Below are 25,816 nucleotides of genomic sequence, written 5' to 3'. Positions count from 1 at the left end.
TCAGGGCCTGGCCGCCTGCTCGATGCGCTGCTCGATCGCACCGAAGATGCTGTTGCCGGCGGCGTCGAACATTTCAATCCGCACCACGTCGCCGAACGACATGAACGGTGTGCTCGGCTTGCCGTCGCGCAGGGTTTCCACGGTGCGCTGCTCGGCAAAGCACGAAGCGCCCTTGCTGGTGTCCTCGTTGGCGATGGTGCCCGATCCCACGATGGTGCCGGCGCCCAGCGGACGGGTCCTGGCCGCATGCGCCACCAGCTGGGCGAAGTTGAACTGCATGTCCACGCCTGCCTCCGGCGCACCGAACCACGCACCATTGATGTGGGTGACCAGCGGCAGGTGCACCTTGTTGTCCTGCCAGGCGTCACCCAGTTCGTCAGGGGTGACGAACACCGGCGACAGTGCCGAGCGCGGCTTGGACTGCAGGAAGCCGAAGCCCTTGGCCAGCTCGCCCGGAATCAGGTTGCGCAGCGAAACGTCGTTGACCAGACCCACCAGCTGGATGTGGCCGGCGGCCTGCTCCGGGGTGACCGCCATCGGCACGTCGTCGGTGATGACCACCAGTTCGGCCTCCAGATCGATGCCGTACTCCTCGCTGACCACCTTCACCGCGTCGCGCGGGCCGTAGAAACCGGCACTGGTGGCCTGGTACATCAGCGGGTCGGTGTAGAAGCTTTCCGGAACCTCGGCCCCGCGGGCGCGGCGGACGCGCTCGACGTGCGGCAGGTAGGCGCTGCCATCGACGAATTCATAGGCGCGCGGCAGGGGCGCCGCCAGCGTCTGCGGGTCCAGGTCGAACACGCCATCGGCGTCACCGGCATTCAGTGATTCGTAGAGCGCGTTCAGGCGCGGTGCGACACGGCTCCAGTCCTCCAGGGCCTGCTGCAGGGTGGCCGCGATGCCGGTGGCGCGGACGCCGTGGCGCAGATCACGCGAGACGACGATCAGGGTGCCGTCGCGGCCGCCTTCCTTCAAAGAACCAAGCTTCATGGGTGGGTGTCCGGAGTCATGGGCAAACAAGTTTCAAGTGTAATCAAATATGGGGCGGCGCCAAGCTGCAGCGCCGCATCGCTCCACCCTACCGTAGCGGGGGTCAGGCAGGGCTGCGCCCTGCACCTGCTTCAAGCCAGGGCAACGTCAATGGCAACAGCCGGCTCTGGGTTGTCTGCAGATCTGGCGGGGCGGTGTGGGCGGGCAGGACACGCCGTAAACCCATCCCTGGGGGCTCGATGGCGCCATCCATGGCGCCAACGGTCCTGCCCGCCCACACCGCCCCACCTTTGACAGTTTCCCGGTGACGGTCGGTAGATCCACGCCACGCGTGGATGAGATCTTTCGGACATCGAAATCCAAACTGGGGTCAGATCCGCCAGTTCGCAGGAAACTGTCGAAGGCGGGGTGGGTCCGGTTGCGGGGGCGTAAGCGCCATGGATGGCGCGACCGAGCCCCCATGGACGGATTCACGGCGTCCCCCGCAACCGGACCCACCCCGCCTACCTTCAGGAAGCCCGCTTTTGACGTTGACGTTGACGTGGCTTCGGCCTCTGCGGGTGCAGGGCGCAACCCTGCAGAGAGAACCCTTACCTGAACAGGCCTTTTTGCGTGAAGTCTCAAACATCGTTTAGACTTGTGGAGTCTGCAGCGGCCGTCCGTTTCCCTCCGGGATCGCCGGCGACCAGGGTCCGCCCTCTTCGCCCGCCCCCACTCCGACGCCGTTCGTCACGCATTCCAGCCTGCGCTTCGTGCCGGCTGCACCCAATTCTCGCAGCGCGGTTCACGGGAACGCTCCGAGTCAGCCGATCAGTTTGATCTGCCCCCGTCTGTCCATTCGGACAGGCGTTTCTTGTACTTGGAGCACACTCGATGTCTTTTGAATCGCTGGGCCTGGCGCCCTTCCTGCTGCGTGCGCTGGCCGAGCAGGGCTACGAAAACCCGACCCCGATCCAGCAGCAGGCGATCCCGCTGGCGCTGGCCGGTCGCGACCTGCTGGCCGGCGCACAGACCGGTACCGGCAAGACCGCAGCCTTCGGCCTGCCGCTGCTGCAGCATCTGGGCACCGCGCCGCAGGAAGTGCGTGGCGGTGGCCCGCGCAAGCCCCGCGCACTGATCCTGGCTCCGACCCGCGAGCTGGCCACCCAGGTGCATGACAGCCTGCGCGGCTACAGCAAGTATCTGCGCATCCCCAGCGCCTGCATCTACGGCGGCGTCGGCATGGGCAACCAGCTGGACATCCTGCGCCGTGGCGTGGACCTGCTGGTGGCCTGCCCGGGCCGCCTGATCGATCACCTGGAGCGTCGCAGCATCGACCTGTCCGGCATCGAACTGCTGGTGCTGGACGAAGCCGACCGCATGCTTGACATGGGCTTCCTGCCGTCGATCAAGCGCATCCTGGCCAAGCTGCCCAAGCAGAACCGTCAGACCCTGCTGTTCTCGGCCACGTTCGAGGACAACATCCGCCAGCTGGCGCTGGAGTTCATGCGCAACCCGGAACAGATCCAGGTGACGCCGAAGAACACCGTGGCCGAGACCATCACCCATCGCGTGCATCCGGTCGACGCCGGCCGCAAGCGCGACCTGCTGCTGCACCTGCTGGCACAGGACAGCCGTGAGCAGACCCTGGTGTTCGCCCGGACCAAGCACGGCAGCGACAAGCTGGCCGCGTTCCTGGAGAAGTCGGGCATCAAGACCGCGGCGATCCATGGCAACAAGAGCCAGGGCCAGCGGCTGCGTGCGCTGGGTGACTTCAAGGCCGGTCGCGTGACCGTGCTGGTGGCCACCGACATCGCGGCGCGAGGCATCGACATCAACGAGCTGCCGAAGGTGATCAACTTCGACCTGCCGATGGTCGCCGAGGATTACGTGCACCGCATCGGCCGCACCGGCCGCAACGGCTCCACCGGCCAGGCGATCTCGCTGGTGGCGCAGGACGAGGTCAAGCTGCTGCGCGCAATCGTGCGCCTGCTCGGACGCGACATGGACATCCGCGATGTGCCGGGCTTCGAACTGCAGGTGCCGATCCGCTGGGGCAACAGTGCGCCGGGCAAGGCCGAGCACGACACCGGCGAGCGCGCCCCGCGCAAGAGCCACGCGCGACGTCCGCACGGCGATGCGCCGCGCCATGCCCACGCCGGCCCGAAGAAGGCCGGTGGTGGCCGTCGTGAGGGCGGTGGCAACGGCCAGCAGCGTGCCGGCGCTGGTCAGGGCCAGCGTCGTGGCGGAGGCGGCAACGGCGGTGGTCGTGGCCGCGGCCAGGGCGGCGGCGGTCGCGCCGGCTGATCCTGACTGACAGGAATGAGGGCGTCCCGCTGCGCGGGAGGCCTTACATCGGGGACGGCGCTGGCGCGCCGTCCCTTTTTTGTTGCCCGCGCATCAATCAAGGCGCCAGACGCCTCACCCGCGTGCTTTCGCCGGATTCGCCAGATTCCCGAAGAAGATCGCATTGATCAGCAGTCGATCCGTGCCATGCCAGTACTTGCGGTGTGCCGGATCATCGGCGAACAGCACCACGTTGCCCTTTCCCTGGGCCGACACCAGCAGCCACGCACTGCCTGCCACCCGGGCACGATTGCGCTCGGACAGGTAACCGTTGACCCGTGGTGACGCGTCGATGCGCACCACCGTCGAGAACGGATTCGCACTCGGCTGCAGCGTCACGCTGTTTTCCTTGTTCACCGCCAGCTGCCGGCCCGGCACGCCGAACGCCAGGGGATGGCTGGTATCGACATCGGCGCTGAGGATGTTGCCGCTCACCCGCTCGATCGCGGCGATATCGCGCTGGTCACCGAAGGCGCGACGGTTTTCGTCGCCGGCCTCTTCGTCCTTGCCGGTCTTCTCGCCATCGGCGAGCTTCTGTTCGATCGCCCACTTCGACGCGCTGCCATAGGTCACCAGCGAGCCGCCGGCCTGCACCCAGCGCTTCAGTGCGGCCACGGCAGTCGCATCGACACTGTTGTAGGTGCCACCGGACAACACGAGGGTGGTGTAGCGATCCAGCGGAACCTTGCCCAGCTGCTGCGGATCCAGCTTGCTGGCCGGCAGGTGCAGGTGCTGGTCCAGCAGGAACCAGGCCGATCCGATCTCGGTGGCCGCCACGCCTTCGCCCATCACCAGCGCCACGGCCGGCTTGCGCAGTGCCTTCACGCCATCGCTGCCGAGATCGATGCCCTCGCGGCTGCGGCCACTCGACAACGCATGCACCTGTACGCCCGAAGCACGTGCCGCCGCGGCCACCGCGTCGAGCAGGGCCGCTCCCTGCAGTGGCTGGCCGGCAACGGGAATGACGATGCTGCCGGCCGCGAAATCCACGTCGCCCTGTGCGGTTCCGGCGGTGAACGGCTGGAATGCAGCGCGGGCGGCCAGTCCCCTGCCCTGCAGCTCGGCCAGCGCACGGCTGGCGTTGTAGTCACGCCAGTCGATGGCATAGGCGAACCCCGCCTGGCCGCCGACGACCGCGCCCTGAAGCGGTGGCAGCTCGCTCACCTGTGCACCGCCGTCGATGCGGCTGCGGCTGCCGGCGAAGGCCACGCCGTAGGCTGGCGCAATAGCGTAGCTGGTGCTGCCATAGAACACGTCGCCCTTGATCGGCGGCGTCTCGGCGAAGATCGAGTGCACCAGGCGGAACTGCGCCTGCTGCACGGGCACGACATAGGCACTGCCTGCCTGGAAGCGCTTCCCCTCGACGGTGACATCGCGATCCAGCGCGCGTACCTCGATCCGGTGCAGGAGCAGCAGTTCAAGCAGGCGCCGGGTCAACGCCGGATCATGCGCGTCGCCGAACACGAAGGTCTTCTGCGGCTGCTGCGCGGCCTGCTTCAATGCGCTCTGGAAGAAGGTCTTCTGCAGGTCGAACAGGCCACTGCGCTCGGCCACTGCACCGCGCACCGTGCCCAGGCCGGTGGCGACCTGGTTGCGAATGGTGAACGGGAAGGTCAGCAGCCCGTTCACCGACTCCTGCACCCGTCCCCGCGAACTGGCCTGCTCGACGGTGACACCGACCGCGCCATGGAAGTCCGGATAGGTCGAGCCATACACCGGCGAGAAGTTGTCGAAGTTCTCCCCCGTGTAGTACAGCGACCCCAGTGCGTCCAGCGCCTGTGCGTGGTACGTGGCCAGCGTCCTGTTGAACTCGTAGGAGGCGGCCGGGATCAACGGGCTGTGCATGCTCTTCGGCGAAGGCTCGAAGTAGTACGTGCTGTCCTTGCCCATCTCGTGGAAGTCGATCTGCACGTTCGGGTACCACTGGTGGAAGGCGGCCACCTTTGGCCGCGAATCCTGCTGGGTCAGCGCCAGCCAGTCGCGGTTGAGATCGGTGAAGTAATGGTTGGTACGGCCCTGCGGGAACGGCTCGACATGCTCCTTGTCAGCCGGATCGGCCGAGGCCGGGTCCGATGCCCAGGCGTTGTGCCAGTTGGCGGCACGGTCGCGTCCGTCCGGATTCTGCGCCGGGTCGAACAGCACCACCGCCTGCTGCAGCCATTGCTGGGTTTCACTGCTGCGATTGGCCACCAGGTAATAGGCGGTGAGCATCGCCGCTTCGCCGCTGGAGGTTTCATTGCCGTGCACACTGTAGCCCAGCCAGACCACCACCGGGCTGTCACCGGCTGCGCTGCGCGGTTGTGCCGGATCGACCAGGGTCGCGTGCTGCTGGCGGATCTGTTCCAACCGCGCCTGGTTGCTGGCCGCGGTGATGGTGGCAATCAGCAGGGGGCGGCCTTCATAGCTGCGTCCAATGTGCTGGACGCGGATCCTGTCCGAATGCCTGGCCAGTTCCTCGAAATAGGCGACCAACTGGTCGTGGCGGGTGTAGCGGCTGCCGATCGGATAGCCGAGGAACTGCTCCGGCGTGGGAATGGCGCTGTCGAACGCGCCGGCCTCGCTGGCCTGCGGGAAGAAATAGGCGCTCTGCGCCTGCGCCGACAACGCGGGGAACACTGCGCTGGCAACGGCGAACAGCAACGGAAGAACGGCACGGCGGTGGAAGGACACGGTGACTCCCCGGAAACAGGACGGCAGAGGGCAACGTGGCCGGTCACGGCAGGTGACCGGCCACGGCGGTGGATCAGAAGCGGTAGTCGAAGCCCAGCGTGAAGTAGCGACCCCGCAGGTCGTACTGGGTGAAGTCATACGGCGCACGGATGCCCGGGAACGACGCATCGTAGGGCGGCGTCTTGTCACCCAGGTTCTGCACCTTGGCGTACAGGGTCAGGCTGTCGATGCCGGTGTACCCCAGGTACAGGTCGTACTGGCTGTAGCTGCCGACACGCCGCTGCACGGCCTTGGCGGCGGTACTGGCTTCCTGCCGATAGCTGCTGGTGTAGTACCAGGTCACCGCCGCGTTGAAGTCGCCGTACTTCCAGTCCAGCGTGGTGGTGGCCTTGTCCTTGGGCAGGGTGGCGCCGAGGTTGCTGCCGGCGTAGTCGACCAGGGGCCCACCGACCACGGTCGGACGGCGGTAGTCACGGACGTGGGTGTAGGCCGAAGACAGGGTGAAATCTCCCAGGCGCGCCGTCGGAATGCGCTGGCGCAGTTCCACGTCGATGCCCGATGTCTTCAGCTCGCTCAGGTTCTGGTAGCGGTTGTAGACGGCCTGCAGCTTGCCGCGCTCGTCGCGCTGCACGGCACCGGCGACGTTGTCGTTGATCAGCGTCTGGGTGTTGTTGGTGCCGACCAGGTTGTCGAGCTGGATACGGTAGTAGTCGACACTCAGATTGGTGTTTGCCCACGGTGACAGCACCACGCCGAAGTTCACGCTCCTGGTGCGCTCCGGCTTCAGGTCACTGTTGCCCACGGTGAAGAACGTCGGGCTCTGCCGCGAGCCCGGCACATCCGGGTCGCGCGGGTCGACCACGCTGCCGTAGGAGATGCTGGTGCTGTTGGAGTTCTCCGACAGCGAGGGCGCACGGAAGCCCTTCGAGGCCGACGCGCGCACCAGCAGGAAGTCCAGCGGTTGCCAGCGCAGTCCGAGCTTCGGCGAGAACGCATCGCCGAAGTCATCGTAGTGATCGGCACGCGCAGCGGCGGACAGTTCCAGGGTCGAGGCCAGCGGCACGTTCACTTCCGCGTACGCAGCGCTGACCTGGCGCTCGCCGTGCACCTCGGCGATGGCCGGACGCACCTGCAGGCCGGCATCGATCTGCCAGGGGTTGTTCGAATCGAGCTTCTCGCGGCGCCACTCGGCGCCAGCGGCAAAGCCGATGTCACCGGCCCAGGTGCGGCCCAGGCTGCCCGAGATCTTCGCATCGACACCCTGCAGCTTCGATTCGGCCGGACGCAGCGTAGCGATGTTGATCGCATCACGCACCGACTGCGGGGTGGCCGCCGGGTCGAGCAGATTGTAGCTGCCGCTGGCCAGCGCATCGGCCAGCGCCCAGCGGTTGGCGAAGCCGCCCGAGACGGTCTCACGCTCGCTGCTGCGCGCACCGAACGCCGCCACTTCCCAGTCCCAGTTGGCGGTGGTGCCGCGCAGGCCGAACACGCCGCGATAGGCGGTGGAGCGGTTGGTCTTGATGGTGCCGCCGAGATCGAAGAACGTGTACTCGATTGGCACGGCACGCCCGTAGGGATTGTACGGATTGCCCGCCGGCAGCTGCGACGACACCGGCTCGGCCAGGCCGGTCTCGGCATTCAGGGCGAAGCGGCCGCTTTCCAGCGTGAAGAACGGGCTGCTGCCGAACCAGGCCGCGCTCTTGATCTGGCTGTACAGCACTTCACCGAACGCTTCGACGTTGTCGCCCAGGCGGAAGGTGCCGTTGGCATAGGCCTGGTAGCGCTTCGTGGATGGAATCAGCGTGGTGTACGGCGCTTGGTTGAAGCCGCAGGTGTCGCCAGCCAGGCCGTCGATCGGAGCGCTCGCGACGCGCGTGGTCCCGGTGGGGCAGTTGCCGCTGGCGTCGAGCATCGGCACCGACACGCCATTGATCAGATAGCGCGCACCCTTGGCCGACCAGCCGTTCCAGCGCCCGCCCGGCAGGTCGGTGTAGATGCCGCTCTTGGTCAGATCGCGCTCGTCCTGGTCCAGGCGGTCGCGGTTGTAGCCCTGCAGACTGAACAGGATGTTGTAGCCATCGCTGTCCAGATCACCGAGGCCACCCACGAACTTCAGGTTCTGCTCGCGCAGGCCCCCTTGGTCGGCGCCTCCGAAGCTGCCACCGATCTCGGCACCTTCGAAGTTCTGGCGGGTGATGATGTTGACCACGCCGGCCACGGCATCGGAACCATACACAGCCGAAGCACCATCCTTGAGCACTTCGATGCGCTCGACCGCAACCAGCGGCAGGGCATTGAGGTCGACGAAGGTATCGGACAGGCCACCGGCCGGGAAGCCGTAGTTCGCCACGCGACGGCCGTTGAGCAGCACCAGCGTGTTCTTCGGTGACAGGCCGCGCAGGCCGATGCTGGCCGAGCCGGAGGCCCAGCCGTTGTTGGTGGTCTCGTTGTTGGCATTGCCGGTGTTGGCGGAGATCGAGCGCAGCACATCGGCGACGGTGGCCTTGCCGGTCTGTTCCAGCTGCTGGCGGCCGATTACCTGCACCGGATTGGACGCCTCGGTATCGGCGCGCTTGATGTTGGAACCGGTGACGCGGACGGCGGCCAGGGTACTGGCTTCGCCACTGGCGGCAGCGGTGGTTTCGGCGGCGGCGGACAATGGCGCGGCCAGAGCGGCGGCCAGGGCCGCCACGAGCAGGGTGTGCTGGGGCATGACGATGTGTGGGGTGGTGGTAGGGCGACGAAGTTCCGCAGTAATCCATGACTGGCCGGGGTCCGACCAATAACATCTCTTCATACGGATATAAGAGAAGCTAACATCTCTTCATCCGGATGGAAATAGTCACTCCGCTTCGGGGCCGGCGCGATCCCGGTCGGATGCGACAGCAGCGGCGTACAATCCGCTCATGGAAATCTTCAAAGTCTTCATGCTTGAGGCGGCCCACCGCCTCCCGAACGTACCGCCGGGGCACAAGTGCGCGCGCCTGCATGGCCACTCCTTCCGGGTGGAACTGAAGGTCGAGGGCGAACCCGGCGCGCAGACCGGCTGGATCATGGATTTCGGGGACGTGAAGGCGGCCTTCCAGCCGATCTACGAACGCCTGGACCACCACTACCTCAATGACATCCCCGGCTTGGAAAACCCGACCAGCGAGAACCTGGCGGTGTGGATCTGGAACGAACTCAAGCCCGCGCTGCCGGCGCTGAGCGAGATCACGGTCCACGAGACCTGCACCTCCGGCTGCCGGTACCGGGGCCCAGCACCTGAACAACTCATTGATATCTAAAGATTTCTAAAGGCGCCTTGGGCGCCTTTATGATTTTTGTTGCAATGCGGCATCATCGGCGTATGCTGCAATGCATCAAGTCCTTTCCTGACGCCCATGACCGCCGCCTTCAGCGATCGCTTCAGTGATGCCACCCGCCAGCTGGCCGCCGCCGCAACGCGCGCGAACCGGTTGGCGCTGGAGAACGCTGAAAGCATGTTCGGCGTGCAGCTGAAGGCACTGGAACGCAACCTGACCGCGACCGGTGGCTGGCTCGGCGAGCTGGCACGAAGCGAAGATCCGGCCGGATTGCTGTCGCAGGGCGCTCAGCTGTGGCAGGACAACCTGCAGCGGTTTGGGCAGGCCCAGCAGGACGTGGTCGGTCTTGGCCTGCTGGCTGGACGCTCCTGGTCCGAGCTGGTGCAGGGCTACAACGAATCAACAGCGGACGCGACCGGCCACACGCCCTGACGCGACGCTTTCGCTCATTGCATGGGTCCCTCCCCCCATGCAATCCGGACCCGGCAGATCCCTCCCTCTGCCGGGTCTTTTTTTATTCCTCGCCTGCGTGCAGATGCGCGTCTTCGCCCGAGCAGATCGCGAGCGCAAAGGCGCTCGCGTCGGCCCGCAGCATGTGGGCAAATGTCCCCGGCGCATTTTCGCACCTCTGCGCACCGATAACCCCTGCACGCCGGGTGGATGCCCTTGCGTGCGAAGTAAAGGAGGAGGTGACGGCCACCGGCCGGCGCCGGGGGACATTCGCACGCAAGGGCATCCGACCGGCGCCACAAGGAAAAACGCACGCACCTGCGCACAGGCAGCCCCAGCCCGAGCGATGCCATGCCAGTGCGGATACCTCCCCATGACGTCCCCACCTGCCCACCAGGCACGGTGCCGTCGTCCGCACACCGCTGCGTGCCGATAACCCCTAAACGCCGGGCGGATGCCCTTGCGTGCGAAGTAAAGGAGGAGGTGACGGCCAACGGCCGGCGCCGGGGGACATTCGCACGCAAGGGCATCCGCTCGGCGCCACAGGAAAAACGAACACACGCACAGGCAGCCTCAACCGAGCGATCCCATGCCAGTGCGGATACCACACCCGGACGTGTCCCACCTGCCCACCAGCACGGTGCCGTCATCCGCACACCGCTGCGTGCCGATAACCCCTCAACGCCGGGTGGATGCCCTTGCGTGCGAAGTAAAGGAGGAGGTGACGGCCACCGGCCGGCGCCGGGGGACATTCGCACGCAAGGGCATCCGCCCGGCGCCACACGGAAAACGCACGCACCTGCGCACAGGCAGCCTCAACCCGAGCGATCCCATGCCAGCGCGGATACCACACCCGGAGGTGTCCCACCTGCCCACCCAACACGGTGCCGTCGTCCGCACACCGCTGCGTGCCGACAGCCCCTGCACGCCGGGCGGATGCCCTTGCGTGCGAAGTAAAGGAGGAGGTGACGGCCACCGGCCGGCGCCGGGGGACATTCGCACGCAAGGGCATCCGCCCGGCGCCACCCAGAAAAACGCACATCCCTGCGCGAAGGGGCAAACACCGCCACCCGGAAACCAGCTGCGCCTAGGCCACCGCCGCCGACTCCGCCCGCGGCAGCTCGAACACGAACGTCGCCCCTGCCTCACTGTCGCGCAGCGCGATGCTGCGGCCATGCAGCTGCACGATACGCTGCACGATCAGCAGCCCCAGGCCACCGTTCTCGCCCCGTCGCGCCCCCAACGCAGCAGGCGCCTGGAACAGCTGCGCACGCACCGCAGCAGCAACGCCGGGACCGTCATCAGAGACGATCACCTCCACGCTGTCAGCCACCGCGCGCAGCCGCACCTCGATCCGCCCTCCCTCCGGCGCATGGCGCAGGGCGTTGTCGAGCAGGTTGGTCAGCACCCGCTCCACCAGACCCAGGTCCGCACGTACCAGCGGCAACCCCTGCGGGAAATCCGCGTGCAACTGCTGGCCGCGCGCCTGCGCCGCCAGCTCGAACTTCTGCAGCACGTCCTGCAGCAGCTCGGGCAGCGCGAACACCTCCCACTCCAGCCGCACCTCGCCGTGTTCCAGGCGTGCCAGCTCGAACAGCGCGCGCGCCAATCGCCCGACCTTCGCACTCTGCGCCAGGGCAATGCCGAGATAGCGCCGGCGCTCCTCCGGCGACAGCGTCGCGTCCTTCAACGCCATCGTCTCAAGGTAGCCATGCAGTGAAGACAACGGCGTGCGCAGATCATGCGAAATGTTGGCCACCAGCTCGCGCCGCTGCAGGTCCTGCTGGCGCAGCTGCTGCCACTGCTCCCCCAACCGCTGCGCCATCTGCGCATGTGCATGTTCGAGGATGACCAGTTCATCGCGCTCACCCGGCCGCAGCGGGCCGGGCGGCGGCAGCGGCGTCGGCGCATCGATGTCAAATGCCTGGATGCGACGTGTCAGGCGGCGCAGCGGCCGGGTCACCCAGTAGAACGCCACCAGGCCGGCCAGCAGGCCCAGGCTGCCCACCAGCATCACCGACCACAAAGTGGTGTTCCACTGGTTGCTGGCGGCGAGGTCGTCGGCGAGCATCTGCCGGTGCTCGCCCACCAGCACCACGTAGACGTAGCCGGCCTGCCGCCCCTGCACCACCAGCGGCGCCACGCTGAACACCTTGCGACCCTCGCTACTGCGCGGATCGTCGCCCAGGATGGGCAGCGGCGCGCCCGCCAGCAGACGGCGCAGCGGTGCCACGTCCACGCGGTTGCGCATCAGGTGCCCGCTGGGTGCGTCGTGGCCGAGAATGCGACCCTGGTCGTCCAGCAGGTACACCTCGACGCTGGGGTTGACCGCCATCAGTTGCCCGAACAGCGCACGCACCGCCGCATCGCGCATGCCGCTGGTATCCATCAGCTCACTGCGCTGCGCGATGTGCTCGGCCAGCCCCAGCGACAGCCGCTGCACGACTTCCTGCTCGTGCCGTGTGTTCGAGCGCATCTGCAGCGCCAGCAGCGCCATGCAGCACATCAGCATCAGCGCCGCGATCACCGCCGCCAGCTTCTGCCACAGGTTCGGCCGGATCATGCCGCCGCCCCGGCCGGGTCCACCAGCTTGTAGCCCCGGCCCCAGACCGTCAGCAACCGCCGAGGGTTGGCCGGATCGGTTTCGATCTTGCTGCGCAGGCGGTTGATGTGAGTATTGACCGTGTGCTCATAGCCATCGTGCTGGTAGCCCCAGACCTGGTTGAGCAGTTCCATCCGCGCGAACACCTGGCCGGGATGGCGTGCGAAGAACAGCAGCAGGTCGAACTCGCGCGGCGTCAGTTCCAGCGGCTTGCCATCCACGTCGGCAGTACGCGCGACCGGATCCAGCTGCAGTCCTCCCAGCTCGATGGCACCGGCATCGATGCGCGCGTTCTGCGCCATGGCCTCGGCGCGACGCAGCAGGGCACGCACGCGCGCGACCAGCTCCGGCATGGAGAATGGCTTGGCCAGATAATCGTCGGCGCCGAGTTCCAGGCCGACGATGCGCTGGGTTTCGCTGCCGCGTGCACTGATGATGATGATCGGGACATAGCGCGCCATCGCCCGTGCGCGCTGGCAGACCTGCAGGCCATCGACACCGGGCAGCATCACGTCCAGCACCAGCGCGTCCCACGGGCCTTCCTGTTCGAGCAGGCGCAGCCCGCCATCACCGCTGTCGGCGTGGGCGACCTCATACCCCTCATCGCCCAGGTGCATGCGCAGCAGGTCGGCGATGTGGGCATCGTCTTCAACGATCAGGACACGTTTCGGGGACATCGGCAGCTCGGGCCAGGGGGGAGGCTGAGCGCATTGTGGCGCGGGATCGCCGCCGATACCTCACGAAAAATTGAATCCTGCGTGAGGATTCGTTGACCGGAGCAGGCGCAGCATGGCCCCGTCGCCCCTTCCCGGAGTCCGCCATGCCCCTCACCCGCCGCCATCTGCTGGGTCTGGGCGGTATCGCCACCACCGCCGGCCTGCTCGGTCTCGGGGCCTGCAGCCGCGCCGCGCCAGCGGCAGCAGAAACGCGCCCTGCGCGACAGTTCGAGATCATGCGCAGTGATGCTGACTGGCGCCAGCGGCTGACCCCGGCCCAGTACGCAGTGCTGCGCCAGCAGGCGACCGAACGCCCTTGGAGCAGCCCGCTCAACAAGGAACACCGGCAAGGCACGTTCACCTGTGCCGGCTGTGCGCTGCCGCTGTTCTCTTCGTCCACCAAGTTCGAGAGCGGTACTGGCTGGCCCAGCTTCTGGGCACCGTTGCACAACGCTATCGGTGAGGACCGCGACGTCACCTTTGGCATGCTGCGGGTGGAAGTGCATTGCCGCCGCTGCGGCGGCCATCTGGGCCATGTCTTCAACGACGGCCCACGCCCTACCGGCCTGCGCTACTGCATGAACGGCGCGGCGCTGGCCTTCCAGCCCGGACCTGCCGCGCATGACAGCGATGCGGGCTGGCGCGTGCCGGTGGGATCGTCCCCTGCTTCTGGAGCCCGATGATGCTGCTGTTGCTGCTTGCCTATCTTGGCGGTGTGCTGACCCTGCTCAGCCCCTGCATCCTGCCGGTGCTGCCGTTCGTATTCGCGCGTGCTGACCGCCCGTTCCTGCGCAGCACCCTGCCGCTGCTGCTGGGCATGGCGCTGACCTTCACCCTCGTCGCCAGCCTGGCGGCGGTCGGCAGCCAGTGGGTGGCGCAGGCCAACCAGATCGGTCGCTGGATCGCCCTGCTGCTGATGGCGCTGTTCGCGGTGGCGTTGCTGTGGCCCGCACTGGCAGACCATCTGCTGGCGCCGTTGCAGCGTGTCGGCGCGCGGTTGAGCGCACGCGCGGACGCTGCCGATGCCGCCGGGCGCGGCGGTGCCTGGACGTCGCTGCTGATCGGCATCGCCACCGGCCTGCTGTGGGCCCCGTGCGCGGGCCCGATCCTTGGCCTGGTACTGACCGGGGCTGCGCTGCATGGCGCCAGCGCCAGCACCAGTACGCTGCTGCTTGCCTACGCGCTGGGTGCGGTCACCGCGCTGGCATTGGCGGTCTGGATCGGCGGCCGGGTGTTCCGCGCCCTGCAGGCACGGCTGGGGCTGGGCAATCTGCTCCGCCGCGTGCTCGGCGTCGCTGCGCTGCTGGCGGTCGTGGCCATTGCCCTGGGCTGGGACACCGGCCTGCTGACCCGGCTGTCCACCGTCAGCACCGCGCGTATCGAGCAGGGCCTGCTCGATGCGGTACCCGGCGCGCAGCCTTCCGCTCCACCGATGATGATGATGGGCCCGGCCACTGCAGGCAGCGAGGCACCGCTGCCGGTGGAAGGCACGCTGCCCGCCCTGGACGGCGCCACCGGCTGGCTCAACAGCCCACCGCTGGACGCCGCCCAACTGCGCGGCAAGGTGGTTCTGATCGACTTCTGGACCTATTCCTGCATCAACTGCCTGCGTGCGATGCCGTTCGTGCACGAGTGGCAGCGGCGCTACCGCGATCACGGCCTGGTGGTGATCGGTGTGCACACCCCCGAGTTCGCCTTCGAACGCGACCCGCGCAACGTCATGAAGGCCGTGCAGCAGTTGAAGGTCGACTATCCCGTCGCGCTGGACAACCAGTACGCGATCTGGCGTGCGTTCAACAACCGCTACTGGCCCGCGCACTACTTCGTCGATGCGCAGGGCAACATCCGCGGCCATCAGTTCGGCGAGGGCAACTATGCGCGCTCGGAGCAGGTGATCCGCCGCCTGCTGGCCGAAGCCGGCCAGACCCGGCTGCCACCGCCGGCCGATCCGGCCGCAGCGGACCTGAAGGGCGTGGCCGCGCAGGCGGACATGGGCAACCTGCGCTCGCCGGAGACCTACCTGGGGCATGCGCGCGCCGAGCAGTTCGCCTCGCCAGGCGGGCAACGTGCGGACACGGCATTCGACTACGCGCTGCCACCCGCGCTGGCGCTGAACCAGTGGGGCCTGTCCGGCCGCTGGATCATCGACGACGAGGCGGCACGGCTGCAGCAGCCCGGAGGACGCATCGCCTTCCAGTTCCATGCCCGCGATCTGCATCTGGTGCTCGCGCCACGCCAGGACGGCACGCCGGTGCGCTTCCGCGTCTGGCTGGATGGTCGGCCGTTGCCCGCGGCCGACGCCGGCAGCGACGTTGGCAGCGATGGCAGCGGCTTGATCGACGAACACCGTCTGTACCAGCTGGTGCGCCAGCGCGGCGCCGTCGCGCCACACCGCTTCGAGATCGAATTCCTCGATGCCGGCGCCCAGGCCTACGCCTTCACCTTCGGTTGATCCGGGAGGACACGATGAAGATTTCGTTCGAACAGGGGATCGCCGCCGGCATTGCCGGGCTGGTCGCTACCGCACTGATTGCCGGGGTACTGCTGGTTGATCACGGTGCCATCGCCGCGCCGCTCGAGCGCAGCGCACAGGTGCAGGTGTTGCCTGCGCCCACAGGTGAAGCCGCATTCCGCGATGACGGCACGCACGCCAGCGTAGTGTTTGCCGGCGGCTGCTTCTGGGGCGTGCAGGGCGTGTTCCAGCACGTCAAGGGCGTGAGCAACGCAGTCTCGGGCTACGTCGGCGGCAGCGCGGCGGATGCGCGCTATGAGCGTGTCAGCAGCGGACGCACCGGCCACGCCGAGGCGGTGAAGGTCGACTACGACCCGCGCCAGGTGAGCTACGGCCAGCTGATGCAGGTGTTCTTCTCGGTGGTGCATGACCCGACCCAGCTCGACCGGCAAGGCCCGGACCATGGCAGCCAGTACCGCTCGGCGATCTTCGTCGATGATCCCCGCCAGCAGGCGGCCAGCCGTGCCTACATCACCCAGCTGGGCCAGGCCGGAAGCTATCGCGCGCCCATCGTCACCCAGGTGGGGAGCGGCCAGCGCTTCTATCCGGCCGAGAGCTACCACCAGAACTACATGAGCAACTATCCGCAGGCCGCCTATATCCGCTACTACGACGCTCCGAAGCTGGCGGCACTGGGCAGGCAATTCCCTGCCCTGTATCGCCGGGATCCGGTGCTGGTGCCGATGCGTTGACTGCATGGTGCGCCAGCCCATGCAAAAAAAGGGGCGCGCGGCCATCCAGCCGCGCGCCCTTGAAATATCGGCGGGCACCGATCAGGCCCTGCCGACGAGGACATGCTAGGCTCGGAATCCTCATGGGTACAGCACCAGATGCGGCCGGAACCGATGGATACAGATCAACGCAGCAGCGCGTCCGCTCCTCGCTACCAGCGGCTGTCCGATGAGCTGGCCGAGGCCATCCAGGGAGGGCGCCTGCCGGTCGGCAGCCGCCTGCCATCGCTGCGGCAGATGGCAGCACAGCGTCAGCTCAGCCTCAATACGGTGATCGCCGCCTACCGCCAGCTGGAAGACGCCGGCCTGGTGGTTCCGCGGCCAAAGGCAGGTTTCGAAGTGGCGCCGCGACTGTCAGTGCCGCAACGGTCGCTGCGCGATGCGCCGTCGGCCCCCACCGCGCCGTTGCAGCAGGTGCTGATGGCACGCGTGCTGGAGGCGCAACGCCGTTCCGGGGTGATCGACCTCGCCTTCGCCGGGCCACGCGGGCGCCAGTTCTATCCTGGCGCCCAGCTGGCCCGGCACACCGCCCAGGTATTGCGCCACGGCCAGCAGACGGTCGAAACCTACGCACGCCCCAATGGCTCGCCGCGGCTGCTTGCGCAGATCGTGCGGCGCGGCCCGCGCATGGGCCTGCACACGCACAGCGATCGCCTGCTGCTGACCCACGGTGCGATGGAGGCGCTGCAGCTGGCACTGCGTGCGGTGACCCAGCCCGGCGATTCAGTGGGTATCGAAGCACCGTCGTACTTCAACCTGTATCCGCTGCTGGCCAACCTGGGCCTGCAGGCCATCGAACTGCCGACGCATCCGCAACAGGGCCTGGACGTCGATGCGTTGGAGGCGATGCTGGAGCACACACCGCTGGCCGCGCTGGTGCTGATGCCGACCGTGCACAATCCATTGGGCTGCACCATGCCGGTGGCGGCCAAGCAGCGTCTGGCCGAGCTGGTCAACGCGCGGCAGCTGCCGCTGATCGAGGATGCCGTGTACGCGGAACTGCAGTTCTGCGAGCCACCTGCGCCGCTGCTGAAGGCCTTTGACCGCGACGGCTGGGTGATGGTGGTCGGCGGTTTCTCGAAGACGCTGGCCCCGGACTATCGCATCGGCTGGCTCGACGGCGGGCGCTTCGCTGAACGCATCGCCCTGCTGAAGTTCCAGTCCACGGGCGGCGAGCCGCAGCTGCTGGGTGATGCCGTGGCCGCGTACCTGGAAGGGAGCGGATACGAACATCACCTGCACCGCATGCGGCGCCTGTATCGCGAGCAGGTGGGACGGCTGCGCCAGCTCGTGGCCGAGCATTTCCCGCCTGGCACACGCGCCACGGAACCACAGGGTGGCTTCCTGCTGTGGCTGGAACTGCCGGGCGTGGACACCCGCGCACTGTTCGAGCGGGCGCTGGAAGAGGGCATCGTGTTCATGCCCGGCCAGGTGTATTCGCGCGGTCCGCGCTACCGGCACTGCCTGCGGCTGTCGTGCTGCCAGGCCTTCGACGCACGTTTCATCGCTGCCGTGGAGCGCCTGGGCGCCCTCGCGCGGGAGCTCGCGGCCGGTTGATCGCAGCGGGTCGCAGGCTCCGCTCTACGGGAACTCAGCCCTCATGCAGGTGCATCGCCAGGGCCTGAGCATCGGCGCCCGGCAGGTGCGGCAGCCGTCCCCAGCATGGCATCGGCAACCGCTGCACCAGCGTGGCCACGTTCTCGTCCTGGCGCTGCATGGCCGGATCGATGTGATTGCCGATCCAGCCCAGGCACTCCACGCCGCTGGCCTGCAAGGAGTGCGCGGTCAATCTCGCGTGGTTGACGCAGCCCAGCCGCAGGCCGACCACCAGCACGACCGGCAGACGCAGTGCCCGCACGATGTCGAGCTGGTCCAGGTGGACGGAGACCGGCGCCAGCCATCCCCCTACGCCTTCCACCACCACCACGTCGGCGGTGGCACGCAGGCGCTCGAACGCGGCGACGATCGGTGCCAGGGCGATGTCCACCCCGTCCTCGGCCGCCGCCAGTTCGGGAGCGATCGGCTGCCGCAGGGCATAGGGATTCACGTCGACGTAGTCCGGCACCGGCCGACTGGCCGCCTGCAGCGCCAGCGCATCCTCGTTGCGCAGGCCCTGCCCCAGATCCTGGCTGCCACTGGCCACAGGCTTCATTCCGACCGCTCGCAGGCCACGCCGGCGCAGGGCGTGCAGCAGCGCGGTGCTGGCCGCCGTCTTGCCGATCTCGGTATCGGTGCCGGTGACGAACAGCGCGGATGGCAGGGCAGCGGGCAACGGCATCAAAGGCTCCAGCGGGGCAACAGAGCGTGCATTATCGCTGGCCCGGCACGCTTGCTAGACTGCGGTCATGTTCGCCAATGCCTCGCTTACCGGCAGCAAGCCGGAACAATACGCCCAGTTGCTTGAACAGGCCCGTGGCCTGGTCCATGGAGAGTCCGACCGCATCGCCAACGCGGCCAATCTCTCGGCGCTGGTCTTCCACGCCCTGCCCGACCTGAACTGGGTGGGTTTCTATCTCTACGATGGCCAGGAGCTGGTGGTCGGCCCGTTCCAGGGGCTGCCGGCCTGCGTGCGCATTCCGCTGGACAAGGGCGTGTGTGGTGCCGCGGCCCGCCAGCGCGTGACCCAGCGCGTCGACGATGTCGATGCCTTTCCGGGCCACATCGCCTGCGACTCGGCCTCCCGCTCGGAACTGGTCGTTCCGCTGCTGCGCGGCGATGAACTGATCGGAGTCTTCGACATCGACAGCCCGAAGACCGGTCGCTTCGATGCCGATGACCAGGCCGGACTGGAAGCCATCGCGCGCGTCTTCGTCGAGGCGCTGGGATGAGTGCGCCGAAGCTGCGCAACATCGGTCCGAAAAGTGCGGCGTGGCTGCGCCAGGTCGGTCTGCGCAGCCGTGACGATCTGGCCGCCGTCGGCGCGGTGGGTGCCTTCGTCAAGGTCAAGCGCGCCGGCTTCAAGCCCAGCCTGAACCTGCTCTACTCTCTGGAAGGCGCCCTGCTGGACTGCCATTGGCAGGAACTGGGCGAGCCGCAGCGCGAGGCGCTGGTGCAGGACTACGAAGCGCGCATCGCCGCGCACCCGCTGAAGGCGGCCGGCCCGGCCTCGGGGCCGGTGCACGAGCAGCGTTTCGACGCAGACGACGACGCAGAAGAAGACGTGGCCGGAAGCGCCGACGAGGACTGATCGGCGCCGGCCGGATCAGGGCTGCTGCAACTCCAGCAGCTCGCCCACCAGGCCTGCCTCACCACGCTCCAGCCTGACCCGCAGGCGCGTACCGTGGTCGATGCGCAGCGCCCAGCACAGCGACATCGGCAGGCCGCAGACCTGTGACAGCACCATGCGCAGCGGGCCACCGTGGCTGACCACGACGGTCGGCAGCGGGTCGTCATCGTCGAGCAGGCGGTCGAGCGCACGCGCGATGCGCCGCTCGAAGTGCCCCCAGCTTTCGCCGTTGGGCGGCGGATACGCATGCGGATCAGCATGGAATGCCGCCAACGCCTGCTCCGGCAGGTCGAACAGTGCCTGCCCGTCCCAGTCGCCGAAGTCGAGTTCTTCCCACTCCTCGTCCGCATCCACGTCCAGCCCGCGCGGGGTGGCCAGCGCCATCGCTGTGTGCAGTGACCGCAGGCGGGGCGAGCTGATCACCCGCTCCCAGGGCTGCGTGGCGTAGGCCTCCACCAGTTCCTGTGGCAGGCGGGCCAGCTGCGGTGGATCGCTGCGGCCATCGAGGTACTCGTCGCGACCGTTGCCGGCGTGGCGGACCAGGTCGAGGATCATGCATGCGTCCTGTGCAGGCAACGCGGGGACAGCGGAAAACGGGCGGACATCGGCAACGGCACCACGGGATCAAGCAGCAATTCTAGTGGCTGGGGATCATCAGCTCCACAGACATTGCCGCATATGCGCCGCACCGGGCATGCCGATGCCGTAGACTGCGCGCACTTCCAGGTGACCTGCGGCATGGCCGGCAGGTTGAAACGGGAAGCCGGTGACGCGTGAACCCACGCCATGCCGGCGCTGCCCCCGCAACGGTAAGCACGTCAGTTCCAGGCAAGACCGCCACTGTGCCAACAGCATGGGAAGGCGCCTGGACGGTGGCCTCGCGCCGCCTGGCGGCAAGCCCGGAGACCGGCCCGGAAGCCTCAGGTCGCGATGCGGTGGGCATGGCGCTGGATGTCCGCAGCACTGCCTGCGGCATCGGCGCTTGCCTGCCTCCGCGGCTCCTCCCCTTCGCCACGCGGGCGTGCGTGGCACCTGGAGTCCCCCGATGAAGCTGCAGTCCCGATTGCTTTCCCTGGCCGTATTGGCCGCCCTGCCCGCGTTGGCCCAGGCCGATGATGGCGCCCGCGCGCTCGATCCCATCCTGGTCACGGCCACCCGCACCCCCATCGCCCTGCAGGACAGCATCGCGCCTGCGCAGGTGATCGACCGGACGCAGATCGAGTCCAGCCAGGCCACTTCGCTGCAGGACCTGCTGCGTGGCCGCGCCGGCATCAACCTCACCAACGCCGGCGGCCTGGGCAAGCAGAGCTCGCTGTTCCTGCGCGGCACCAACTCCGGCCACACGGTGGTGCTGGTCGACGGCGTGCGCATCAACAGCGCCGATCTCGGCCTGGCGATGATCCAGGACCTGCCGCTGGCGCAGATCGAACGCGTGGAGATCGTGCGGGGCCCGCAGTCCAGCCTGTATGGCGCCGACGCCATCGGCGGTGTGATCCAGATCTTCACCCGCCGCAACCAGGGCGACTTCGCGCCACATCTGCAGCTGGGCGGTGGCAGCAATGGCCTGCGTGAGGCCAGCGGCGGCATCGGTGGCAGCAGCGAACGCGGCTGGTTCGGCGCCGACATCGCCTACCAGCATTCCGATGGCATCGATGCCTGCCGGGGCTCGGCCACGCTGTTCACCGGCTGCTTCGCCGACGAACCCGACCGCGACGGCTACCGCAACCTCTCCAAGAGCCTGCGCGGCGGCTACAACTTCAACGAGCAGTGGACGGTGGAGGGCAGCGCGCTGCGCGCCGACGGCCAGAACCACTACGACGGCTACTACAACTACTCCGAGACGCGCCAGCAGGTACTGTCCGGCAAGGTCCGCTACACGCCGGCCGAACGGCTGGTGCTGACCGCCAACGTCGGTCGCAGTGACAACGAATCGGACAACGTCGGCACGGACGGCGTGCATGGCAGCGCGCAGACGCATCGTGACAGCGCGTCGCTGCAGGGCGACTTCGGCGTGGCCGAAGGCCAGCTGCTGAGTGCCGGTGTGGACTGGAGTGAGGACAACCTGGACGGCAGCAGTGCCGGCTATCGTGTCGACAGCCGTCGCAACACCGGTGTGTTCATGCAGTACCAGGGGCGCTTCGGCCGGCACCAGCTGCAGGCCAGCGCGCGCAACGACGACAACCAGCAGTTCGGCAACCATGCCACCGGCAGCATCGGCTGGGCGATGGAGCTGGATCACGGCCTGCGCATCAACGCCAGCTACGGCACGGCCTTCAAGGCTCCCACCTTCAGCGACCTGTATGACCCGTGGAGCGGCGTGCCGACGCTGGATCCTGAGAAGTCGAAGAGCGCCAACCTGGGCATTTCGCAGCAGGGCCAGGGCTGGCGCTGGGGCCTGGATGTGTACGAGACCCGCATCGATGACCTGATCACCTACGATGCAGCCACCTTCAGGATGCAGCAGGTGGAGAAGGCGCGCATCCGCGGTGCCGAACTGACCGGCAGCGTCGTGCTGGCCGGCTTCGACATCGCTGCACAGCTGAGCTACACCGACCCGCGCAACCGCACGAACGGCAGCAGCCAGTTCGACAACTGGCTGCCGCGCCGTGCACAGCAGACCGCACGGCTGGATGTGGATCGCCGCTTCGGCGCATTCCGTGCCGGCCTGACCGTACAGGGTGCGGGCAAGCGCTATGACGATGCCGCCAACACGGTGAAGGTCGGCGGCTATGGCACGTTGGATCTGCGCGCCGAGTACGCGCTCACGCCATCGTGGTCGCTGCTGGCCCGGGCAACCAATGTGTTCGACCGCAGGTACGAGACCGTGGCGTGGTTCAACCAGCCGGGCCGCGAGTATCAGCTGAGCGTGCGCTACCAGCCGAAATGAGCAGGCGCGCCGGGCGCAGGCCCGGCGCTATACCGGGATGCGCGCGGCCAGGCCCGGCAGTTCGCGCAGATCGTCGATCACCGCCACCGCAGCTGCGGTGGCCAGGTCCAGGCCACGCGGATAACCGTAGCGCACCAGCACGATCGGCATTCCCGCGTCTTCCGCCGCGCGGTAATCGGTCAACGAATCACCCACCATCAGGCATGCATCCACCGGCACGCCGAAGTGTGCCGCGATGTGCCGCAGTGGTTCGCCGCTGGGCTTTCGCTGCGGCAGCGAATCGCCGCCCAGCACCAGCGCGAACGCATCGCCGACGCCCAGATGCTGCAGCAGCGGCGGCACCAGCGCTGCAGGCTTGTTGGTGCAGATGGCCAGCGGCACAGCGCGTTCCCGCAGCTGCGCCAGTGCTTCGGCCACACCGTCGAGCAGGCGTGGGCTGCGCAGCAGGCACTCACGGTAATGCACCATGAACACCGGCATGACCTCGGCCAGATCGACCTGCCGCCCTGCGGCATGCACGGCCTGCTCGACCAACCGGCGGACACCGTCGCCAATCCAGCCCAGCACGGTGGCTTCCGGCACACGGGCCAGGCCGATGTCCTCCAGCGTGCGGTTCAGGGCTTCGGCGATATCGGCGGCGCTGTCGACCAGCGTGCCATCGAGGTCGAACACGACCAGCGGGTAGGGATACGACACGCAACGCACCTGTACGACGTGGGGCCGCTCATTGTATGCCGTGTGCGCATCGCACCGGGATGTCATGCAGGTTCCACACGCGCCGGTCGCCAGTCCAGATCCTGGAAGGCCGGGCTGGCGAAACACTCGCCCAGGAAGTCGAGGAACCGCCGCATGATCGCCGACTGCTGGCGACGCGATGCGTACACCGCATGAATGCCCAGCTCGTCCAGGGTATACGCCGGCAGCAGTTCCACCAGCTCGCCACTGCGCAGCAACGGCGCCACCTGGTAGGTGGGCAGCATCGCAATGCCGGCGCTGGCGCGAACGGCTTCCAGCAGCAATGACGCTTCGTTGGCGCTGATGTTGCCGCCCACCGCCACCGACTGCGAACGTCCGTCGCGGTGCAGGTGCCACAGGCTCTTGCCCACGTAGTGATGGGTCAGGCAGTTGTGTGCGGCCAGATGTTCCGGGGCGGTCGGCGTGCCGCGCACCTCCAGGTAACCGGGCGTGGCGCACAGCACCGAGCGGCATGTGGCCAGACGTCGCGCGATCAGGCTGGGGTCGATCTGCCGGGCGATGCGTACCGCCAGATCCACCCGCTCCTCGACCAGATTCACCGTGCGATCGACCAGCAGCAGTTCGATGCGCGCCGCCGGATGGCGCTTGACGAAGTCGGCGACGGCGCGCGCCAGATGGCTCTGCCCGAACGAGACGCTGGCGGTCACCCGCAGCGTGCCATGCGGTTCGGGATCGTCGCTGGCCAGTTCGCCCTGCAGCGCCTCGCCGATCTCCAGCATCTGCCGGAAGCGCGCCAGCGCCGCCTCCCCCGGGCCGGTCAGGCTGACCCGGCGCGTGGTCCGGTGCAGCAGGCGCGCCCCCAGCCACGCCTCCACCTCGGCGAGGTAACGGGTGACCATCGCCCGCGACATGTCCAGCACCTCAGCGGCGGCCGTGAGGCTGCCGCGCTCGGCCACCTCGATGAATACGGTCATGGCGGTCAGTCGATCCATCTGCTCGATTCATGCAACAAACAAGCGCGTTATACGCTGTTTTTCGGACAATTACAGCGTCCTACAGTGGCCCCGTCGTCTTCCCCTCCCCTTGCTTATGGAGTTCGCCATGAAAATCGCCCTCGTCGGTGCCACCGGCAACATCGGCCGCCAGATCGCGCGCCACGCGCTGGCCGCCGGCCACGAATTGACCCTGATCGTGCGCAGCACGCAGGACCTGCCGGCGGAGCTGGCCGGTGCCCATCCGGTGATCGCCGCGCTGGATGATCCCGACGCGCTGGCCGCGGCCATCGCCGGCCACGACGTGCTGGCCAGCGCCTACGGGCCACGTCCGGGCGATGACATCAGCCGCGTCGGCGAAGTGGCCGGACAGCTGGCAGCCGCGGCACGCAAGGCCGGGGTGCCGCGCCTGGTCGTGGTCGGCGGTGCCGGCAGCCTGGAAGTGGCACCGGGTGTCCAGCTGGTCGATACGCCGGACTTCCCGGAGGCGTACAAGCCTTATGCCCTGGCCCACCGCGAAGCACTCAAGCGCCTGCAGGCGGTAGACGACCTCGACTGGACGTTCTTCTCGCCGGCCGCGGAAATCGGACCGGGCGAAGAGCGTGGCCAGTACCGCGTGCAGGCCAAGGCCTTCCTCGCCGACGCCAGCGGCCACAGCCGCATCAGCTACGCCGACTATGGCGCTGCCTTCGTGGCGGAGCTGGAGGCGCATGCCTACCCGAAGCAGATCATCACTGCGGCGTACTGATCGACCTACATGCCGGGCATGGCCCGGCGCTGCACAAGGAGTTCCGCATGCGTTCCGTTGCCCTGCTGCTTCCGCTTGCACTGGTCACCAGCTTCGCCAGCGCCCCGCTGCTGGCCGCACCGGCTGCCCCGGCGCCGGCCACGGCGGCGAAATCACAGTTGCACCTGCAGTACTTCCATCCTGGCCCGCAGGCGATGTTCTCCGTGTCATCGGTGCTGATCGAAGGCCGCCACGATGCGATCCTGGTCGACGCGCAGTTCGCGGCCAGCGACGCGCGCAGGCTCGTCGAGCTGATCCGTGCCAGCGGCAAGCAGCTGACCACGATCTACATCAGCCATGGCGATCCGGATTACTACTTCGGCCTGGCCACGCTGCAGGACGCCTTCCCGCACGCACGCATCGTCGCCACTGCGCAGACCGTGGCCCACATCCAGCAGACCCACGCCGGCAAGCGTGCCTACTGGGGCCCGAAGATGGGGGCCGACGCACCGGCGCGCATCGTTGTGCCGCAGGTGCTGGAGGGCGACGCGCTGCTGCTGGAAGGGCAGCGCCTGCCCTTGATCGGACTCGATGGCCCTACGCCGGACCGCAGCGTGCTGTGGGTGCCTTCACTGCGCGCGATCGTCGGTGGCATCCCCGTGGTCGCCGGCGAGCATGTGTGGATGGCCGACACGCAGACCCCGAAGTCGCATGCCGACTGGCTGCAGACCCTGCAGCGACTGCAGGCACTGAAGCCGCAGGTGGTGGTACCGGGCCATTACGCGCAAGGGGCGGCGCTGGACGCCAGTGCGCTGCGCTTCACCGCCGGGTACATCCGTGCGTTCGACGCGGAAGCGGCCAAAGCGAAGGACAGCCAGGCGCTGGTGAAGGCGATGCAGGCGCGTTACCCGCGGCTGGAGGGCGTGGAATCGCTGCAGCTGAGCGCGAAGGTGGCCAAGGGCGAAATGCAGTGGCCGTGAGGCAGGA

General features: G+C 67.8%; 21 protein-coding genes and 1 riboswitch. Of the genes, 12 read left to right on the top strand and 9 right to left on the bottom strand.

What is annotated here, in order from left to right:
* The gene (locus AC5P76_RS16340) at nt 1-990 is read right to left on the bottom strand and encodes a fumarylacetoacetate hydrolase family protein (RefSeq protein WP_111186697.1); all 990 of its coding nucleotides are present in this window, start codon (nt 988-990) and stop codon (nt 1-3) included.
* Nucleotides 991-1,863: 873 nt separating this feature from the next.
* Here AC5P76_RS16340 and AC5P76_RS16335 point away from each other — a divergent pair.
* The gene (locus tag AC5P76_RS16335; RefSeq protein WP_065175363.1) at nt 1,864-3,276 is read left to right on the top strand and encodes a DEAD/DEAH box helicase; all 1,413 of its coding nucleotides are present in this window, start codon (nt 1,864-1,866) and stop codon (nt 3,274-3,276) included.
* 114 nt (nt 3,277-3,390) lie between these two features.
* Here the strand turns inward: AC5P76_RS16335 and AC5P76_RS16330 are convergent, their stop codons facing one another.
* Nucleotides 3,391-5,985: a M14 family zinc carboxypeptidase gene (locus AC5P76_RS16330; protein WP_253120220.1), complete on the bottom strand. Its 2,595-nt coding sequence runs from the start codon at nt 5,983-5,985 to the stop codon at nt 3,391-3,393.
* Nucleotides 5,986-6,058: 73 nt separating this feature from the next.
* On the bottom strand, nt 6,059-8,698 hold the full coding sequence (locus AC5P76_RS16325) for a TonB-dependent receptor plug domain-containing protein (protein WP_253120218.1): 2,640 nt from the start codon (nt 8,696-8,698) through the stop codon (nt 6,059-6,061).
* A 193-nt stretch (nt 8,699-8,891) separates the two neighbouring features.
* On the opposite strand from AC5P76_RS16325, the gene queD reads away from it, so the two are divergent.
* On the top strand, nt 8,892-9,272 hold the full coding sequence (gene queD / locus AC5P76_RS16320) for a 6-carboxytetrahydropterin synthase QueD (RefSeq protein ID WP_253120215.1): 381 nt from the start codon (nt 8,892-8,894) through the stop codon (nt 9,270-9,272).
* Between the two features lie 96 nt (nt 9,273-9,368).
* The gene (locus AC5P76_RS16315; protein ID WP_065175367.1) at nt 9,369-9,722 is read left to right on the top strand and encodes a phasin family protein; all 354 of its coding nucleotides are present in this window, start codon (nt 9,369-9,371) and stop codon (nt 9,720-9,722) included.
* 1,105 nt (nt 9,723-10,827) lie between these two features.
* Here the strand turns inward: AC5P76_RS16315 and AC5P76_RS16310 are convergent.
* Nucleotides 10,828-12,303, bottom strand: coding sequence for a sensor histidine kinase (locus tag AC5P76_RS16310; RefSeq protein ID WP_065175368.1), 1,476 nt, complete (start codon nt 12,301-12,303; stop codon nt 10,828-10,830).
* The gene (locus AC5P76_RS16305; protein WP_053518291.1) at nt 12,300-13,019 is read right to left on the bottom strand and encodes a response regulator transcription factor; all 720 of its coding nucleotides are present in this window, start codon (nt 13,017-13,019) and stop codon (nt 12,300-12,302) included. Before AC5P76_RS16305 ends, AC5P76_RS16310 begins: the two co-directional genes overlap by 4 nt.
* Nucleotides 13,020-13,162: 143 nt before the next feature.
* Here AC5P76_RS16305 and msrB point away from each other — a divergent pair, with 143 nt between their 5' ends.
* From msrB to AC5P76_RS16285, 4 genes are all read left to right on the top strand, one after another.
* Entirely contained in the window at nt 13,163-13,741 is a 579-nt protein-coding gene (gene msrB / locus AC5P76_RS16300; protein ID WP_053518289.1) for a peptide-methionine (R)-S-oxide reductase MsrB, read from the top strand.
* On the top strand, nt 13,741-15,510 hold the full coding sequence (locus tag AC5P76_RS16295; protein ID WP_253119839.1) for a cytochrome c biogenesis protein DipZ: 1,770 nt from the start codon (nt 13,741-13,743) through the stop codon (nt 15,508-15,510). Before msrB ends, AC5P76_RS16295 begins: the two co-directional genes overlap by 1 nt.
* Before the next feature lie 14 nt (nt 15,511-15,524).
* Entirely contained in the window at nt 15,525-16,262 is a 738-nt protein-coding gene (gene msrA / locus AC5P76_RS16290; protein ID WP_053518286.1) for a peptide-methionine (S)-S-oxide reductase MsrA, read from the top strand.
* A gap of 153 nt (nt 16,263-16,415) precedes the next feature.
* A complete protein-coding gene (locus tag AC5P76_RS16285) occupies nt 16,416-17,858 on the top strand; it encodes an aminotransferase-like domain-containing protein (RefSeq protein ID WP_253119837.1) in 1,443 nt (480 codons plus the stop codon).
* 34 nt (nt 17,859-17,892) lie between these two features.
* On the opposite strand, the gene bioD is transcribed toward AC5P76_RS16285, so the two are convergent.
* Nucleotides 17,893-18,579, bottom strand: coding sequence for a dethiobiotin synthase (gene bioD, locus AC5P76_RS16280; protein WP_053518282.1), 687 nt, complete (start codon nt 18,577-18,579; stop codon nt 17,893-17,895).
* A 67-nt stretch (nt 18,580-18,646) separates the two neighbouring features.
* Here bioD and AC5P76_RS16275 point away from each other — a divergent pair, with 67 nt between their 5' ends.
* Together AC5P76_RS16275 and AC5P76_RS16270 are read left to right on the top strand one after the other, a co-directional pair.
* Nucleotides 18,647-19,129, top strand: coding sequence for a GAF domain-containing protein (locus AC5P76_RS16275; RefSeq protein ID WP_053518280.1), 483 nt, complete (start codon nt 18,647-18,649; stop codon nt 19,127-19,129).
* On the top strand, nt 19,126-19,488 hold the full coding sequence (locus AC5P76_RS16270; RefSeq protein ID WP_253119835.1) for a TfoX/Sxy family protein: 363 nt from the start codon (nt 19,126-19,128) through the stop codon (nt 19,486-19,488). Before AC5P76_RS16275 ends, AC5P76_RS16270 begins: the two co-directional genes overlap by 4 nt.
* A 15-nt stretch (nt 19,489-19,503) precedes the next feature.
* Here the strand turns inward: AC5P76_RS16270 and AC5P76_RS16265 are convergent, their stop codons facing one another.
* Nucleotides 19,504-20,082: a histidine phosphatase family protein gene (locus AC5P76_RS16265; RefSeq protein WP_065175373.1), complete on the bottom strand. Its 579-nt coding sequence runs from the start codon at nt 20,080-20,082 to the stop codon at nt 19,504-19,506.
* Between the two features lie 152 nt (nt 20,083-20,234).
* A riboswitch (cobalamin riboswitch) is annotated at nt 20,235-20,456 on the top strand.
* A 116-nt stretch (nt 20,457-20,572) separates the two neighbouring features.
* Between AC5P76_RS16265 and btuB the strand changes: the two genes are divergently transcribed.
* Nucleotides 20,573-22,414 (top strand): TonB-dependent vitamin B12 receptor, encoded by a 1,842-nt coding sequence (btuB, locus tag AC5P76_RS16260; RefSeq protein WP_253119833.1) that lies wholly within the window; start codon nt 20,573-20,575, stop codon nt 22,412-22,414.
* Between the two features lie 27 nt (nt 22,415-22,441).
* On the opposite strand, the gene gph is transcribed toward btuB, so the two are convergent.
* Both gph and AC5P76_RS16250 read right to left on the bottom strand, forming a co-directional pair.
* The gene (gene gph, locus AC5P76_RS16255; RefSeq protein ID WP_495222791.1) at nt 22,442-23,110 is read right to left on the bottom strand and encodes a phosphoglycolate phosphatase; all 669 of its coding nucleotides are present in this window, start codon (nt 23,108-23,110) and stop codon (nt 22,442-22,444) included.
* Nucleotides 23,111-23,172: 62 nt separating this feature from the next.
* Nucleotides 23,173-24,102 carry a LysR family transcriptional regulator gene (locus AC5P76_RS16250; protein WP_065175376.1) on the bottom strand — a complete coding sequence of 310 codons (930 nt, stop codon included), beginning with the start codon at nt 24,100-24,102 and terminating at the stop codon, nt 23,173-23,175.
* A gap of 109 nt (nt 24,103-24,211) precedes the next feature.
* Here AC5P76_RS16250 and AC5P76_RS16245 point away from each other — a divergent pair, with 109 nt between their 5' ends.
* A complete protein-coding gene (locus AC5P76_RS16245; RefSeq protein ID WP_065175377.1) occupies nt 24,212-24,850 on the top strand; it encodes an NAD(P)-dependent oxidoreductase in 639 nt (212 codons plus the stop codon).
* Between the two features lie 47 nt (nt 24,851-24,897).
* Nucleotides 24,898-25,809 carry an MBL fold metallo-hydrolase gene (locus AC5P76_RS16240; RefSeq protein ID WP_111186587.1) on the top strand — a complete coding sequence of 304 codons (912 nt, stop codon included), beginning with the start codon at nt 24,898-24,900 and terminating at the stop codon, nt 25,807-25,809.
* The last annotated feature ends 7 nt before the right edge of the window (nt 25,810-25,816 follow it).

This window comes from Stenotrophomonas sp. YJH_SMC_36, from assembly GCF_059369935.1.
This window is presented reverse-complemented; position numbering and strand designations above follow the sequence as displayed.

Coding starts and splice junctions, on each gene's coding strand:
- AC5P76_RS16340 (WP_111186697.1), bottom strand. CDS start 990: ATGAAGCTTGGTTCTTTGAAGGAAGGCGGCCGCGACGGCACCCTGATC.
- AC5P76_RS16335 (WP_065175363.1), top strand. CDS start 1,864: ATGTCTTTTGAATCGCTGGGCCTGGCGCCCTTCCTGCTGCGTGCGCTG.
- AC5P76_RS16325 (WP_253120218.1), bottom strand. CDS start 8,698: ATGCCCCAGCACACCCTGCTCGTGGCGGCCCTGGCCGCCGCTCTGGCC.
- queD (WP_253120215.1), top strand. CDS start 8,892: ATGGAAATCTTCAAAGTCTTCATGCTTGAGGCGGCCCACCGCCTCCCG.
- AC5P76_RS16315 (WP_065175367.1), top strand. CDS start 9,369: ATGACCGCCGCCTTCAGCGATCGCTTCAGTGATGCCACCCGCCAGCTG.
- AC5P76_RS16310 (WP_065175368.1), bottom strand. CDS start 12,303: ATGATCCGGCCGAACCTGTGGCAGAAGCTGGCGGCGGTGATCGCGGCG.
- AC5P76_RS16305 (WP_053518291.1), bottom strand. CDS start 13,019: ATGTCCCCGAAACGTGTCCTGATCGTTGAAGACGATGCCCACATCGCC.
- msrB (WP_053518289.1), top strand. CDS start 13,163: ATGCCCCTCACCCGCCGCCATCTGCTGGGTCTGGGCGGTATCGCCACC.
- AC5P76_RS16295 (WP_253119839.1), top strand. CDS start 13,741: ATGCTGCTGTTGCTGCTTGCCTATCTTGGCGGTGTGCTGACCCTGCTC.
- msrA (WP_053518286.1), top strand. CDS start 15,525: ATGAAGATTTCGTTCGAACAGGGGATCGCCGCCGGCATTGCCGGGCTG.
- AC5P76_RS16285 (WP_253119837.1), top strand. CDS start 16,416: ATGGATACAGATCAACGCAGCAGCGCGTCCGCTCCTCGCTACCAGCGG.
- bioD (WP_053518282.1), bottom strand. CDS start 18,579: ATGCCGTTGCCCGCTGCCCTGCCATCCGCGCTGTTCGTCACCGGCACC.
- AC5P76_RS16275 (WP_053518280.1), top strand. CDS start 18,647: ATGTTCGCCAATGCCTCGCTTACCGGCAGCAAGCCGGAACAATACGCC.
- AC5P76_RS16270 (WP_253119835.1), top strand. CDS start 19,126: ATGAGTGCGCCGAAGCTGCGCAACATCGGTCCGAAAAGTGCGGCGTGG.
- AC5P76_RS16265 (WP_065175373.1), bottom strand. CDS start 20,082: ATGATCCTCGACCTGGTCCGCCACGCCGGCAACGGTCGCGACGAGTAC.
- btuB (WP_253119833.1), top strand. CDS start 20,573: ATGAAGCTGCAGTCCCGATTGCTTTCCCTGGCCGTATTGGCCGCCCTG.
- AC5P76_RS16250 (WP_065175376.1), bottom strand. CDS start 24,102: ATGGATCGACTGACCGCCATGACCGTATTCATCGAGGTGGCCGAGCGC.
- AC5P76_RS16245 (WP_065175377.1), top strand. CDS start 24,212: ATGAAAATCGCCCTCGTCGGTGCCACCGGCAACATCGGCCGCCAGATC.
- AC5P76_RS16240 (WP_111186587.1), top strand. CDS start 24,898: ATGCGTTCCGTTGCCCTGCTGCTTCCGCTTGCACTGGTCACCAGCTTC.